Annotated in this window: 12 protein-coding genes; 6 read left to right on the top strand and 6 right to left on the bottom strand. The window is 56.1% G+C overall.

Going from position 1 to position 12,927, the window contains the following annotated elements; translation table 11 throughout:
* Positions 1-24: 24 nt before the first annotated feature.
* Positions 25-942, bottom strand: a complete 918-nt coding sequence (gene aaeR, locus AC6I8D_RS17660; RefSeq protein WP_031375119.1) for an HTH-type transcriptional activator AaeR — start codon at positions 940-942, stop codon at positions 25-27.
* 232 nt (positions 943-1,174) lie between these two features.
* Here aaeR and aaeX point away from each other — a divergent pair, with 232 nt between their 5' ends.
* From aaeX to AC6I8D_RS17635, 5 genes are all read left to right on the top strand, one after another.
* The gene (gene aaeX / locus AC6I8D_RS17655) at positions 1,175-1,378 is read left to right on the top strand and encodes a p-hydroxybenzoic acid efflux pump operon protein AaeX (RefSeq protein ID WP_031375118.1); all 204 of its coding nucleotides are present in this window, start codon (positions 1,175-1,177) and stop codon (positions 1,376-1,378) included.
* A 7-nt stretch (positions 1,379-1,385) separates the two neighbouring features.
* Complete coding sequence (gene aaeA / locus AC6I8D_RS17650) at positions 1,386-2,318, top strand: p-hydroxybenzoic acid efflux pump subunit AaeA (protein WP_312053346.1); 933 nt, start codon at positions 1,386-1,388, stop codon at positions 2,316-2,318.
* A 9-nt stretch (positions 2,319-2,327) separates the two neighbouring features.
* Positions 2,328-4,280 carry a p-hydroxybenzoic acid efflux pump subunit AaeB gene (aaeB, locus tag AC6I8D_RS17645; RefSeq protein ID WP_312053344.1) on the top strand — a complete coding sequence of 651 codons (1,953 nt, stop codon included), beginning with the start codon at positions 2,328-2,330 and terminating at the stop codon, positions 4,278-4,280.
* 112 nt (positions 4,281-4,392) lie between these two features.
* Positions 4,393-5,844, top strand: a complete 1,452-nt coding sequence (locus AC6I8D_RS17640; protein WP_497820540.1) for an NAD-dependent succinate-semialdehyde dehydrogenase — start codon at positions 4,393-4,395, stop codon at positions 5,842-5,844.
* A 55-nt stretch (positions 5,845-5,899) separates the two neighbouring features.
* Positions 5,900-6,169 carry a barstar family protein gene (locus AC6I8D_RS17635; protein ID WP_312053341.1) on the top strand — a complete coding sequence of 90 codons (270 nt, stop codon included), beginning with the start codon at positions 5,900-5,902 and terminating at the stop codon, positions 6,167-6,169.
* 53 nt (positions 6,170-6,222) lie between these two features.
* Here the strand turns inward: AC6I8D_RS17635 and yhcN (AC6I8D_RS17630) are convergent, their stop codons facing one another.
* From yhcN (AC6I8D_RS17630) to argR, 4 genes are all read right to left on the bottom strand, one after another.
* A complete protein-coding gene (gene yhcN / locus AC6I8D_RS17630) occupies positions 6,223-6,486 on the bottom strand; it encodes a peroxide/acid stress response protein YhcN (protein WP_312053339.1) in 264 nt (87 codons plus the stop codon).
* A 100-nt stretch (positions 6,487-6,586) separates the two neighbouring features.
* Entirely contained in the window at positions 6,587-6,859 is a 273-nt protein-coding gene (locus AC6I8D_RS17625) for a YdgH/BhsA/McbA-like domain containing protein (RefSeq protein WP_312053337.1), read from the bottom strand.
* A 94-nt stretch (positions 6,860-6,953) separates the two neighbouring features.
* Positions 6,954-7,217, bottom strand: coding sequence for a peroxide/acid stress response protein YhcN (yhcN, locus tag AC6I8D_RS17620; RefSeq protein WP_031375112.1), 264 nt, complete (start codon positions 7,215-7,217; stop codon positions 6,954-6,956).
* Positions 7,218-7,706: 489 nt separating this feature from the next.
* The gene (gene argR, locus AC6I8D_RS17615; RefSeq protein ID WP_031375110.1) at positions 7,707-8,177 is read right to left on the bottom strand and encodes a transcriptional regulator ArgR; all 471 of its coding nucleotides are present in this window, start codon (positions 8,175-8,177) and stop codon (positions 7,707-7,709) included.
* Positions 8,178-8,608: 431 nt separating this feature from the next.
* Here argR and mdh point away from each other — a divergent pair, with 431 nt between their 5' ends.
* Positions 8,609-9,547 (top strand): malate dehydrogenase, encoded by a 939-nt coding sequence (gene mdh, locus AC6I8D_RS17610; RefSeq protein ID WP_312053335.1) that lies wholly within the window; start codon positions 8,609-8,611, stop codon positions 9,545-9,547.
* A gap of 46 nt (positions 9,548-9,593) precedes the next feature.
* On the opposite strand, the gene mscM is transcribed toward mdh, so the two are convergent.
* Complete coding sequence (gene mscM / locus AC6I8D_RS17605) at positions 9,594-12,926, bottom strand: miniconductance mechanosensitive channel MscM (protein WP_312053333.1); 3,333 nt, start codon at positions 12,924-12,926, stop codon at positions 9,594-9,596.
* Between the last annotated feature and the right edge of the window lies 1 nt (position 12,927).

Below are 12,927 nucleotides of genomic sequence, written 5' to 3'. Positions count from 1 at the left end.
AACAACCCGCCGCCAGGCGGGTTGTTAGCTTTTACGCTGCTGTTGATACTGTTCCGCCACCTGCTGGAAATAGCCGGTCAGATAGTCGATACAGACCTGCACCTTAAGCGGCAGCTTATCCTTTTCGGTATAAAGCGCATAGACCGGACGGGGCTCGGATTGATACTGCGGAAACAGAATATCGATCTCACCGGCGTTGATCTCATCAATCACCCACATCATCGGCACATAAGCGATGCCGTTACCCGCCTTCAGCCAGCGAATCAGGGTCAGGGAATCATTGGTGACAAAGCGCCCCTGCGGTGCCAGTCGCGTTACCAGACCTTCTGGCGCAATCAGCTCAAAGTTATTATCGGGACGTACGCTGTATTCCAGCCAGGCGAAATTATCGATATCTCCCGGTTTTTCCGGCGTGCCGTGCTGTGCCAGATAACTTTTGGCTGCGCACACCACCATCGGCATCGCCCCAAGGCGACGCGAAAACAAGCTGGAATCTTTTAACGCCCCGACCCGAATCACCAGATCCAGTCCATCGGCGATCAGGTCCGGGGCCGGAATGCCGGTGACCAGATTAACGCTCAGTCCCGGATACTCACGCAGCATATCGCTGGTCATGCCAGCCAGCACGTTCTGCGCCATGGTCGAAGAGCTGCCAATACGCAGCACGCCAATCGGGGTGTTGTTAAAGGCATAAAGCTGTTCGTGCACCTGAGTGGCTTCGGCCAGCATGCGACGACAGCCCTGATAATAAATTTTGCCCGCTTCGGTCAGTCCGATGCTGCGGGTGCTGCGATTAAGCAGTTTGACCTGTAGCTCATCTTCCAGTTTTGCCACGATCTGGCTGATGGATGAGACGCTCAGATGAAGCTGGCGCGCGGCAGCGGTAAATGAACCCAGTTCAACCACTTTGGCGAAAATGGACATGCCCTTCAGTCGTTCCATTATTTACTCTGGCTTAAAAGTGATTTAGATCACATTCTGTAGAAAACTTATAGTCAGGCGCGTTACTATAAGCGCGCCGGGGTATCTCCCGGTGATTCTTCATTGCCTGATGCCCTTCGATGATACGCTATTATTAAGCCAGCTGGGGTTCGGATAGAGCAGCCAGTGGGTTTTCCTGCGACATCTGACGAGGCAAAGGAGTCTCCCGGCAAGGTCGAACTAAGGATTTCTGATGAGTGTGCTTCCGGTATTTGTCATGTTTGGGCTCTCTTTTCCGCCCGTTTTCATCGAATTAATTATCTCGCTAATGCTGTTCTGGTTAGTGAAACGCGTGCTGACGCCGAGCGGTATTTATGATCTTGTCTGGCATCCGGCACTTTTTAATACAGCGCTTTACTGCTGTGTGTTTTACCTTGTATCCCGTTTATTTGTCTGAGGTTTAAGTGAAAGCACTCATAAGAAAAATCGCGCGTTACGCGATTACGATCCTGCTGGTCATCATTGCTGTGGTGATTATTTTCCGTGCCTGGGTGTTTTATACCGAATCGCCCTGGACCCGTGACGCAAAATTCGCTGCCGACGTCGTCGCTATCTCACCCGATGTCACCGGTCTGATTACCGATGTTCCGATTCACGATAATCAGCTGGTGAAGAAGGGCGATACCCTGTTTGTGGTCGATCGGCCGCGCTACCAGAAAGCGCTGGATCAGGCACAGGCAGACGTCGAATATTACCAGGCGCTGGTCAGCGAGAAACGCCGTGAAGCGGGACGTCGTAACCAGCTGGGCACCTCCGCCATGTCACGCGAAGCGATCGACCAGGCGAACAACGATCTGCAAACCAGCGAACATCAGCTGGCGAAATCGGTGGCGACCCGCGATCTGGCGAAGATCGATCTGGAACGCACCACCGTGAAAGCGCCGTCCGATGGCTGGGTGACCAACCTGAATGTCTACGAAGGGGAGTTCATCACCCGCGGCTCGGTGGCGGTGGCGCTGGTTCAGCAGCACTCCTTCTACGTGCTGGCCTACCTGGAAGAGACCAAACTACACGGCGTTGAACGGGGTTTCCGCGCGGAAGTGACGCCGCTGGGCAGTAATGTAGTGCTGCGCGGTACGGTGGACAGCGTGGCTGCCGGCGTTACCAACAGCAGCAGTTCGGTCGACAGCAAAGGGATGGCAACCATCGACTCTAATCTGGAGTGGGTCCGTCTGGCGCAGCGTGTGCCGGTGCGTATTCGTCTTGATCAACAGCCAGGCAACCGCTTCCCGGCAGGCACCACGGCAACGGTGGTGATCACCGGCCAGGCCGATCGCCAGCCGGAACAGGTTTCGCCGATGACCCGACTGTTCAATCGCCTGCGTGAGTTTGGTTAAGAGGGCGATATGATCGAGTTTTTGCGTTTCCCGGTGAAGCTGACCTTCGCGCTGGTTGCAGCGCTGATGATTGGCTTTCACCTTAATCTTGAAACGCCTCGCTGGGCGGTGATGACCGCGGGCATTGTGGCTGGCGGTACCGCCTTCGCCGCCGGTGGCGATCCCTATTCAGGCGCACTGCGTTATCGCGGCATTCTGCGTATTATCGGCACCTTCATCGGCTGTATCGCCGCGCTGACCATCATGATTGCCACGGTGCGTGCGCCGGTGGTGATGCTGCTACTGTGCTGCATCTGGGCCGGGCTTTGCGTCTGGCTCTCTTCGCTGATTAAAGTTGAAAACTCCTACGCGCTGGGACTGGCGGGCTACACCGCGCTGATTATCGTGGTCACCGCAGACGCCAGTGGTGGCCTGACGCTGGCACCGCAGTACGCGGTAGAGCGTTGCAGTGAAATCGTGCTCGGGATTCTGTGCGCCATTCTGGCGGATATGATCTTCTCGCCGCGCTCGATTAAAAAAGTGATCGACGCTGAAGTGGATTCCCTGCTGGTGGCGCATTATCAGCTGCTGCAGCTGTGCGTGGCGCACGGCGATAAAGAGGAAGTTGATAAAGCCTGGAGCGCGCTGGTGCGGCGTACCACGGCGTTAAACAGTATGCGCAGCCAGCTGATGATGGAATCTTCGCGCTGGCAGAACAGCAACCGTCGTTTGCAGATGCTCAACACCCTCTCTCTGACCCTGATTACTCAGGCGGCAGAAACCTTTCTGATCCAGAATTCACGACCTGACTACATTCCGCCGCAGTACCGTTTGCTGGTTGAAAAAGAGGCGACAACCGCTGATGAGGTTCATAAGCGGATGAAGGTGATGCGACGGGTGATTGGCGCCAGCGGCAAAACCACGCCGGTTACGCTGGTGAGCTGGGTCGGTGCGGCGACCGAATATCTGTTGCTGCGCAACGGCATTAAAAGTAACAGCCGTATCACCCCGCTGGAGGAGGAGATCCTGCAGCGCGAGGTGCTGATTCAGGCGCGATCGGCTGAGACCCATCATGCGATGATCAACGGCATCCGCACCTTTGTGGCCACCGCGCTGGGGTCGCTGTTCTGGTTGTATACCGGCTGGACGTCCGGCAGCGGCTGCATGGTGATGCTGGCAGTGATTACCGCCCTGGCGATGCGCATGCCGAATCCGCTGATGATGGCGAAAGATTTCCTCTACGGCATGACGGTGGCGGTGCCGCTCGGCGCGCTCTACTTCATCTATGTGCTGCCCAACACCCAGCAGAGCGCGCTGCTGCTCTGTATTGCTATCGGCCTGCTGGGCTTTATTGGCGGGATCTTCATTCAGCGACGACAGCTGGGCACCCTGGGGGCGCTAATCGGCACCATTAACGTACTGGTGCTGGATAATCCGATGAAGTTCGAATTTAACGTCTTTCTCGACAACGTGCTCGGCCAGGTGATTGGCTGCTTCGTGGCAATGATGGTGATCCTGCTGATCCGCGATAAATCTAAAGCGCGCACCGGCCGTAAACTGCTTAACCGCTTTATGTATGCCGCGGTGTCGGCAATGACCACCAATCAGGCGCGCCGCCGTGAAAACCATCTGCCGGCGCTCTACCAGCAACTGTTTCTGCTGCTGAATCTGTTCCCCGGCGATATCGACAAATACCGTATCGCGCTGACGCTGATCATTGGACATCAGCGGTTACGCAATGCGGAAATACCGGTGAATGATGATTTGTCAGCCTACCACCGGCAACTGCGCTACACCGCCGATCGGGTGATCTCCGCCAGCAGCGACGACAAGCGCCGCCACTACTTTGAGCAGCTATTGCAGGAGCTGGAGGTGTATCAGGAAAAACTGCTGCACTACGATGCGCCGATTAGCGTCACCGAACCGGTAAAACGGCTGGCGACCATGCTGAACAAGTATCAGAACACCCTCATCCAAATCTGAAACCGGCCGCTGTCACCCGCAGCGGCCTGCGCAATGCCATCCCGTCACAAAACCTGTCGCTTTTGCCAACTATACTCTTCGGACGGAAGGGTAAAATGACAGGAGCGAATCAATGACATCACTGCAATCAAGCGAACTATTCCAGACTGGCTATTTAGCCGATGGCCAATGGCATCGCACCTCCACCATGTTTGACGTCACCAATCCCGCCACCGGCGAGGTGATCGCGCAGGTCGCTAAAGCGGGCAAAGCAGAAACCGAACAGGCGATAGCCGCCGCCGAGCGGGCCTTCCCCGCCTGGCGTGCCCGGACGGCCAAAGCGCGCGCTGAAATCCTTTATCGCTGGTATCAGCTGATGATTGAAAACAAACGCTGGCTGGGCCAGCTGATGACCGCCGAGCAGGGTAAACCGCTGAAAGAGGCGGAAGGCGAAGTCGAGTATGCCGCCAGCTTTATCCAGTGGTTTGCCGAACAGGCAAAACGCGCCAACGGCGAAATTATTCCACCAGCCAAACCGGGTTCCCGCATTCTGGCAACGCGTGAACCGATTGGCGTCGTCGCCGCCATCACGCCGTGGAATTTCCCGATGGCGATGCTGACCCGCAAACTGGGGCCGGCGCTGGCCGCTGGCTGTACCGGCATCATTAAACCGGCGAACAACACGCCACTCTCGGCCTTCGCGCTGCTGGCGCTGGCGAAACAGGCGGGCGTGCCGGATGGCGTGCTCAACGCGGTGGCAGGTGATACGCATGCCATCAGTGACGCCATCATGGCCAGCAAAGCGGTGCGTAAAATCTCGTTCACCGGCTCGACAGAGGTCGGCAAGCTGCTGATGCGCAATGCGGCAGAAACCATGAAAAAGGTCTCAATGGAGCTGGGCGGTAATGCGCCTTATATTGTATTCGAGGATGCGGATATCGATGCGGCGGTGCAGGGGGCTATCGCCAACAAATTCCGTAATGCAGGCCAGGTCTGCGTCAGCGTTAACCGCTTCTACATTCATAACGCCATCTATGACCGTTTTACCCGCCAGCTGGCAGAGGAAGTGAACAAGCTGAAAGTGGGCAACGGCATGGAGGAAGGGGTGATTGTCGGACCGCTGATTGAAGCCTCTGCGCTGGAAAAAGTGGAGCAGCACGTGAAGGACGCGGTCGCCAAAGGCGGCAAACTGCTGGCCGGTGGTGAACGCCACGCGCTGGGCGGCAACTTCTGGCAACCGACGGTCATTACCGAGGCGCACGAAGGGATGCAGCTGGCGCAGGAAGAGACTTTTGGTCCGGTCGCGGCCTGCTTTCGTTTCGATGACGAAGATGAGGTGATTCGCCGTGCCAACGATACGCCGTTCGGTCTGGCCGCCTACTTCTACACCCAGAACCTGCAGCGGGTATTCCGCGTCTCTGCCGCGCTGGAAAGCGGCATGATCGGCATTAACGAATGCGCGGTATCGACCGAACTGGCGCCGTTTGGTGGCGTGAAAGAGTCTGGCCTGGGCCGCGAAGGTTCAGTGCTGGGCATGGAAGAGTATCTGGAGGTCAAAGCGCTGCACCTCGGCGGTTTGGGCTAGCGGATATGAACGGGCGGCGCGGGTCGCCCGCAGACGGAGCATGGGAGCCGTCAGCATGAAAACCGAGCGTTTTGATTTCAATGAGATCGTCGATCAGGCCCACTTCTTTCGCCAGTTCAGCGAGCGTTTTTCGCTGGAGGAGCGGCGGATCTGCGACCTGGATGGATTATGGGATGTGGTCACCGGCGAATCATTGCCGATGCCGCTGGAAATAGAGTTTGTGAACCTGGGGAAAGGGCAGCGACGACGTTATGGCGCGCTGATTCTGCTGTTTGATGAAGCGGAAGAGGAGCTGGAAGGCCAGCTGCATTTTAACGTCAGATGAAAAAGGGCCCCGGCGAGCGGGGCCAAAGGGTTCGTCATGAATCTGACGAGGAATTATTTATACAGCTGAGCGGTGAAGTGATAGTTATCACCGGTGCGCGCTTCAATCACTTTATAAGCGCTGGCACCCTGTTCATCGGCTTTCTGAGACAGCTCAGCGCGATAATCCATCGGGGCTCCCGCTGTACCGCTGATGGTTACGGTGCCCGCAGGCTGCAGAGTCTGCGCTTGCTCGCCGGTTACCAGCTGGGCGGCAGATGCACCGAACGCCATAACGGAAAGCAGGCTGACTGTAGCGATGGTTGTTTTGATTTTCATTTTTCGTCTCCTCAATACGTTCAACAACCTGCGGTGAAAAGAAGAAGCGGGTCGTCGACTCTGGTCTCTCAGGCGCCTTTCACGGCGTCATAACGGTTAATTATTTATACAGCTCAGCGGTGACGTGATAGGTGTCATCCTGGTTGTTTTCGATGATGCGATAGTGGCTGGCGCCCTGCGCATCCGCTTTCTCTGACAGAACCTGACGGATATTGGTCTGATCTCCGTCACGACCGCTGACGCTGATAGTCTGATTCATCGGCTGCAGATTCTGGCTCTGTGCCTGCTGGTTAGAAACCAGGCTGGCTGCGCTGGCTCCCACTGAGAACAGCGAAGCCAGACCGAGTACGGCAATAGCGAATGTGGTTTTCATGGTCAACTCTCCTGAACTGTGTTGCCGTTTCCCACCGAGGCGCATAACCGCGCATCAAAAAGTGGGCTACTGGCGATATGGGGTTGGGCTGAACTTAGTTGTACAGACGGGCGGTAGCGTGATAGTTACCGTTGTTGTACGCCTCAATCACGCGGTAGGCTTTTGCACCCTGCTGATCGGCTTTTTCGCTCAACTGCTGATTAATTTCCATCGGTGAGCCCGCAACGCCGCTGACGCTAATGGTACCCGCCGGTTGCAGATCCTGAGCCTGTGCGGCTGTGACAGATTCTGCTGCTACAGCACCAAAAGAGAGGGCAGAGAGAATGCTCAGGGTGGCGATAGTCGTTTTTACGTTCATATATTTTTCCTCGTCGTCAATTTTTATCTTTTTAGTTGGTGTGATTTGCATCACGAAAAGAAGTATAGAACTAATAACGTAAGAAATTAATACCCCGCTAATAATGTTTTTTTGTGATTCTTTATCCTTATGGCTACTTTTAATAACTCAACGTTATAAAAAACGGCGGAAAAATGACCTTTTCGCCGTTTTTTATTGCAAAAACAGGGAGATAAACCAATTTATCTTTTTGTGCGAAAATCCCTGGTCGATCAGACTGGTCTTTGATTTAGATCTGGGTAATGACGCCAGAGTAGTGATGTAAAGCAGTGTAAAATACCGCAAAAGGTTAAGCAGACCAAAAGGTATGACCAATATTTTCAAAGACGAAAGCAGGTCGAAGTGCGGGCTAACTATTTGTTTTAAAACAGGATGAGGCCGGAAAAGAGGCAGGGGCGGGCAGAAAGGGCTGTTGACCGGTCGCGCGCGGCCCGATCAACAGCCTCGTTATCAGAGTTCCTGTTCAAACAGGTTAAGAATCGCCCCGTGCAGCTGCTTAACCGTAAAGTCGCGCGCGCGGGTAATAAAGATAGTGTCATCGCCAGCGATGGTGCCGAGGATGCCTTCTGATTTACCCAGCGAGTCAAGCAGGCGCGCAATCAGCTGCGCGGCGCCTGGGCTGGTATGAATCACGACCAGCGCATCGTTGTAATCGATGTCGAGCACCAGATTTTTTAACGGGCTGGTGGTAGTCGGCACGCCAAGCTCGGCGGGCAAGCAGTAAACCATCTCCATCTTGGCATTACGGGTGCGTACCGCGCCAAACTTGGTCAGCATACGAGAAACCTTTGACTGGTTAATGTTCTCGAAGCCTTCATCCTGGAGCGCCTGAACGATTTCGCCCTGGGAACTGAATTTTTCTTCTTTTAATAAGGCTTTGAAAGCCTTGATCAGATCGTCTTGTTTCGATGGGTTTCGCATAGGTTACCAATAAATAGAGGGAATAACCGCACATCCGCCCGCGGCAGAGTGGTGATTATGCATTTAAATGCATTTTTATGCAATCGGTTGATTGATGAGCAGGGTTCGGGCGGCTAGCGGGCGGCGATAATAGCAAAGAAATCGTCCCAGACCAAAACCCCTGTCACAGCGCCGAAAGGCGAAGGTTGCAAAGTTGTTATATTATTGGTGGTGTAGTAACAGAAAACGCACGTAGCCGTTCTCTGTCTGCCGACGGCAAAGTTGTCGGTCATTCAGGTATTAAGATGATAAGTAACTTATGAATCCGGCGATCGCGTGTGAAAACACGTAGAATTGACAACGGATACGCGTCATCACCTGAGCAGTTGATTAAGGTCTGACACAGATGGAATTCCGGCTCTTCTCTGCCCCACCTTAATAAGGAGTTAAGAATGAAAGTTGCCGTACTCGGTGCCGCTGGCGGCATAGGCCAGGCGCTCGCACTTCTACTCAAAACCCAGCTTCCCGCAGGTTCAGAACTTTCACTGTATGACATCGCGCCGGTGACACCGGGCGTTGCCGTCGATCTCAGCCATATTCCGACTGCGGTGGCGATCAAGGGATTTAGTGGAGAAGACGCCACGCCAGCATTGCAGGGTGCCGATGTGGTACTGATTTCTGCCGGTGTGGCACGCAAACCCGGTATGGACCGCGCCGACCTGTTCAACGTTAACGCCGGCATTGTGCGTAACCTGATTGACCAGGTGGCGACCACCGCGCCCAAAGCGTTAATCGGTGTGATCACCAATCCGGTCAATACTACGGTGGCGATTGCGGCTGAAGTCCTGAAAAAACACGGCGTCTATGACAAAAATCGTCTGTTCGGCGTCACCACGCTGGATATTATTCGTGCCAATACCTTTGTCGCGGCGCTGAAAGGCAAACAGCCTGGCGAGATTGAGGTGCCGGTTATCGGCGGTCATTCCGGCGTGACCATCCTGCCGCTGTTGTCGCAGGTTTCAGGCGTCAGCTTTAGCGAGCAGGAAGTAGCTGACCTCACCAAACGCATCCAGAATGCCGGAACCGAAGTGGTTGAGGCCAAAGCCGGTGGCGGTTCTGCGACGCTGTCGATGGGGCAGGCTGCGGCTCGCTTCGGCTTGTCGCTGGTGCGGGCGCTTAACGGCGAGGCTAACGTGGTGGAGTGTGCTTACGTAGAAGGGGACGGCGAATATGCGCGTTTCTTTTCACAGCCGCTGCTGCTGGGTAAAAACGGCATTGCCGAACGCAAGCCGATTGGCACCCTGAGCGCTTTCGAACAGCAGGCGCTGAACGGCATGCTGGAAACGCTGAAGAAAGATATCGAGCAGGGCGAAGCATTTGTGAAGCAGTAATCGCCGCCTGAATCCAACAACGCCCGGCTTAGCCGGGCGTTGTCGTTTACAGGCCGCCTGATTTATAGGCGCGTGCGGCCGGTGTCCCGTTGCTGGCCGGCAGTTTCTTGCCCAGCGTTTCCATTCGCATCTGGAAAGGCGGGAACGGCATCTCGATGCCGTGCTGCTCAAATCCGCTCAGAATCAGCTGATGCAGTTCGTGACGCAGCGGCATGCGATGTCCCATCTCGGCTGCATGCACACGCAGTTCGAACAGCTGGATCCCCTGCTGTAAATCGACCAGGAACACTTCCGGCGGCGGCGAATCCAGCACATAACTGCAACGTTCAGCCGCCTGCTTCAGGATGGTGGTCACCTCTTCACTGCTCACCTTCGCCGGTGCCGGGATAGTCAGCACCACGCGCGTCACCGAATCTGACAGCGACCAGTTAACAAACTGCTCGGTGATAAAAGCCTTATTCGGCACAATTATCTCTTTGCGGTCCCAGTCGGTAATGGTGGTGGCGCGCGTATTGATGCGGGTAATGCTGCCAGTCAGATCGCGAATGGTAACGGTATCGCCGATACGAATCGGTTTCTCAAACAGGATGATCAGACCCGAAATAAAGTTGGCGAAAATTTCCTGCAAACCAAAACCCAGTCCGACACCCAGCGCGGCGACCAGCCACTGCAACTTCGACCACTCAATACCAATCAGCGAGAAGCCAATCAGTCCGCCAATCAGCAACAGCAGATATTTGGTCAGGGTAGTGATGGCGTAGCCGGTACCGGGCGTCAGGTTAAGGTGCTGCAACAGCGCCAGCTCCAGCAGCGCTGGCATATTACGCACCAGTTGGGTGGTGATAATAAACACCAGAATGGCGATCAGCACCGAGCCCAGCGTAATCGGCTGGATAGACTCCACGCCCTGCACCGAGGTGCTGACATCCCACAGCTGAATATTCTCCAGGAAGCCGAACGCGGAGTGGATCTCCGACCACAGTACGATCACCGACACCAGCGCAATCAGCGTCAGGATTGAGCGCACCAGCCGCAGGGACTGAGCACTGATGGCATCCAGATCGATCACCGGCTCTTCGATTTCAATCGCGTCGGTATTCTGTGCGCCTTGCTCTTTCTCTTCTTCACTGCGCGCACGGTTAGCCAGCATGTCAGCACGACGCTGACGGGCGCGATCAAAGCCGAGACGACGCCGCTGAATCAGCATCCAGCGGCGGATGATGTGATAGATCACCAGTAGCAGGAACCAGATAGCTACCGAAGTTTCCAGCCTTGCCAGCAACGCCTGCGCCGTCGCCAGATAACCGATCGCCGAGGCGAGGGCCGCCATCAGCGGCATGGCGATCATCAGGTTCCACAACATGCGGTTGACCATGTTGTCGCCGTTGCCCTCTTTATCCAGATAGAGCGGAATACCGGCGCGTTTCAGGCTGACGGTAACGATGCTGATCGCACCGCAGATCAGGATGAAGCAGAGACGTCCCAGTGACGAGGAGAACTGGCGATCTTCCAGATTGCTGAAGGCGATTAACAGCATGATCAGCGGCACAATCAGCCCGATACTCAGGGAGTAATAGCGCATGGCACGCGCCACGCGGTTTTGCGGCCAGCGGAAATGAACGATAAACAGTCCGTTCGGGCGGGCAAAGGCGGCGCTGATCATAAAGGCCCACAGCAGTGGCAGCGTCGCGGTAATCCCGTCACCAATGGCGACCGCAATCGGGTAGGGCCAGGCGTTCTGCAGTCCATAACCCAGCGTCCCCCACAGTACCGGCAGCGGCAGCGCCACCAGAATCGACCAGAAAACGGTACGGATAGTGAGCCGGAAGCGATCCTGCGTTACTTTGCCGACTTTACTGGCGGAGCGCTCAAGGAAGGCATTGAAGTGACGCCGTGAGCTGATACTAAAGCCGACCAGCAGCAGGGCGCCAATGATCGGCAGTACGGTGCTGCGGCTGGTGAACATCATGGCCATCGCTTTGCCGAGCTGGCCCAGCGTATCCAGCGACAGCAGACGCGACAGATCCTTAGCCAGATCGAGCGGGTAACTCAGGCCGATCGGGCTAACGTCGGCGGTCCAGAACAGATAACGGTGGGTGGCATCTTTCACTTCGGTCAGCGCATCCTGCAGCTGTGTATTGCCGACCTTCAGCTTGGTGATCTCCAGGATCAAGGTATCGCAACCGGAGATCAGCGAATTAAGCAGTTCGCGCTGGGTGCGAAGCTGGGCATCAAGGATGCGCTTCTGTTCGCTGGTGTAGGGCTGACCATCGGCCTGGTGACCCTTTCGTAGCGCCTCCTGGCGCTCCAGCAGATCTTCATAAGAGAGACGCTGAACCCGCAGCTGGGCCATCTCATTATCAATCTGCTGCGACTTTGGCATTTCCGGCAGGCGCGCCACCTGGGCCCGCAGCGCTTCGCCCAGCAGATTGGACGCGCCCAGCCACTGTGACTGTTCGCGCAGGGTAGAGAGCGCCTGACGCACCTGAATAATTTGATTGGTCGCCAGTCGCTGCTGCGACGCCACCAGATCCATCCGCTGCGCCTGCTGATTCAGGGCGACGGAGAGATCGCGGTTAATGCGGAATTGATCGCTGATTGCTGGTGGCAAATCACCACTGTTTTCGGCCAGCTGTTCGGTACGCGCCAGCGCCAGTTCGGCTTCACGCTGACGTTGATCGTTGAGCTGATTGCGCAGTGCCTGCAGATAGTTATCCAGCTGGGCAGCCTTACGCTGGTGCACTTCGGCCCGCATCCGCGCCAGTTCCTGACGGTTGTTGGCGGAGAGCTGCGCCAGCTCCAGCTCATCGACCCGGGCTTTATTGGCGGCATTTTCCGCCTGACGCGCCGCCAGTTGCAGCTGGCCCTGCGGCGAGGCGCTGTTGCTGGCCCCCTGCAAACGACGCTCACTTTCGGTCATGGCACGGCGCGCTTCGGTCTGCTGCTGCGGCAACTGCGACAGGGAGTCGCTGATCTCGCGTGCCCGATCCTGCTCCTGCTGCGCCTGGCGACCCTCTTCCAGCAGTTGACTGCTGACCTGCAGAATTTCCTGGTCCAGTTCGGCGCTGCTCATGTTGCTGCGCACGGTTTTCGCGCTGTCGCCCATCGTGGCGATCTGCTGGCGTAACTCGCGTGCCAGCCGCGGAAAATCGTCGATAACCTGCTGGTATTGCGCGGCGCGCTCCAGCGAGTCATCACGTTCAGAGAGGAAGTTTAACGCCGCTTCAATCGACTGGATTTGTTCCGCCTGGGCCGGTGAGCTTTTGGCGGCTTTGGTCTCTTCCAGTTGCTGTTTAAGCTGGCTGGCGTCAGGCAGGCTGGCCGCAAAGGCCGGGCTGCTGAGCCACAGGCTCAGCAGCAGGAGGAGAATCGAACGCACA

The organism is Pantoea sp. X-Soil-MYKO-1785, assembly GCF_059730675.1.
This window is presented reverse-complemented; position numbering and strand designations above follow the sequence as displayed.

Coding starts and splice junctions, on each gene's coding strand:
- AC6I8D_RS17635 (WP_312053341.1), top strand. CDS start 5,900: ATGAAAACCGAGCGTTTTGATTTCAATGAGATCGTCGATCAGGCCCAC.
- yhcN (WP_031375112.1), bottom strand. CDS start 7,217: ATGAACGTAAAAACGACTATCGCCACCCTGAGCATTCTCTCTGCCCTC.
- yhcN (WP_312053339.1), bottom strand. CDS start 6,486: ATGAAAATCAAAACAACCATCGCTACAGTCAGCCTGCTTTCCGTTATG.
- AC6I8D_RS17625 (WP_312053337.1), bottom strand. CDS start 6,859: ATGAAAACCACATTCGCTATTGCCGTACTCGGTCTGGCTTCGCTGTTC.
- argR (WP_031375110.1), bottom strand. CDS start 8,177: ATGCGAAACCCATCGAAACAAGACGATCTGATCAAGGCTTTCAAAGCC.
- aaeB (WP_312053344.1), top strand. CDS start 2,328: ATGATCGAGTTTTTGCGTTTCCCGGTGAAGCTGACCTTCGCGCTGGTT.
- AC6I8D_RS17640 (WP_497820540.1), top strand. CDS start 4,393: ATGACATCACTGCAATCAAGCGAACTATTCCAGACTGGCTATTTAGCC.
- mdh (WP_312053335.1), top strand. CDS start 8,609: ATGAAAGTTGCCGTACTCGGTGCCGCTGGCGGCATAGGCCAGGCGCTC.
- aaeR (WP_031375119.1), bottom strand. CDS start 942: ATGGAACGACTGAAGGGCATGTCCATTTTCGCCAAAGTGGTTGAACTG.
- aaeX (WP_031375118.1), top strand. CDS start 1,175: ATGAGTGTGCTTCCGGTATTTGTCATGTTTGGGCTCTCTTTTCCGCCC.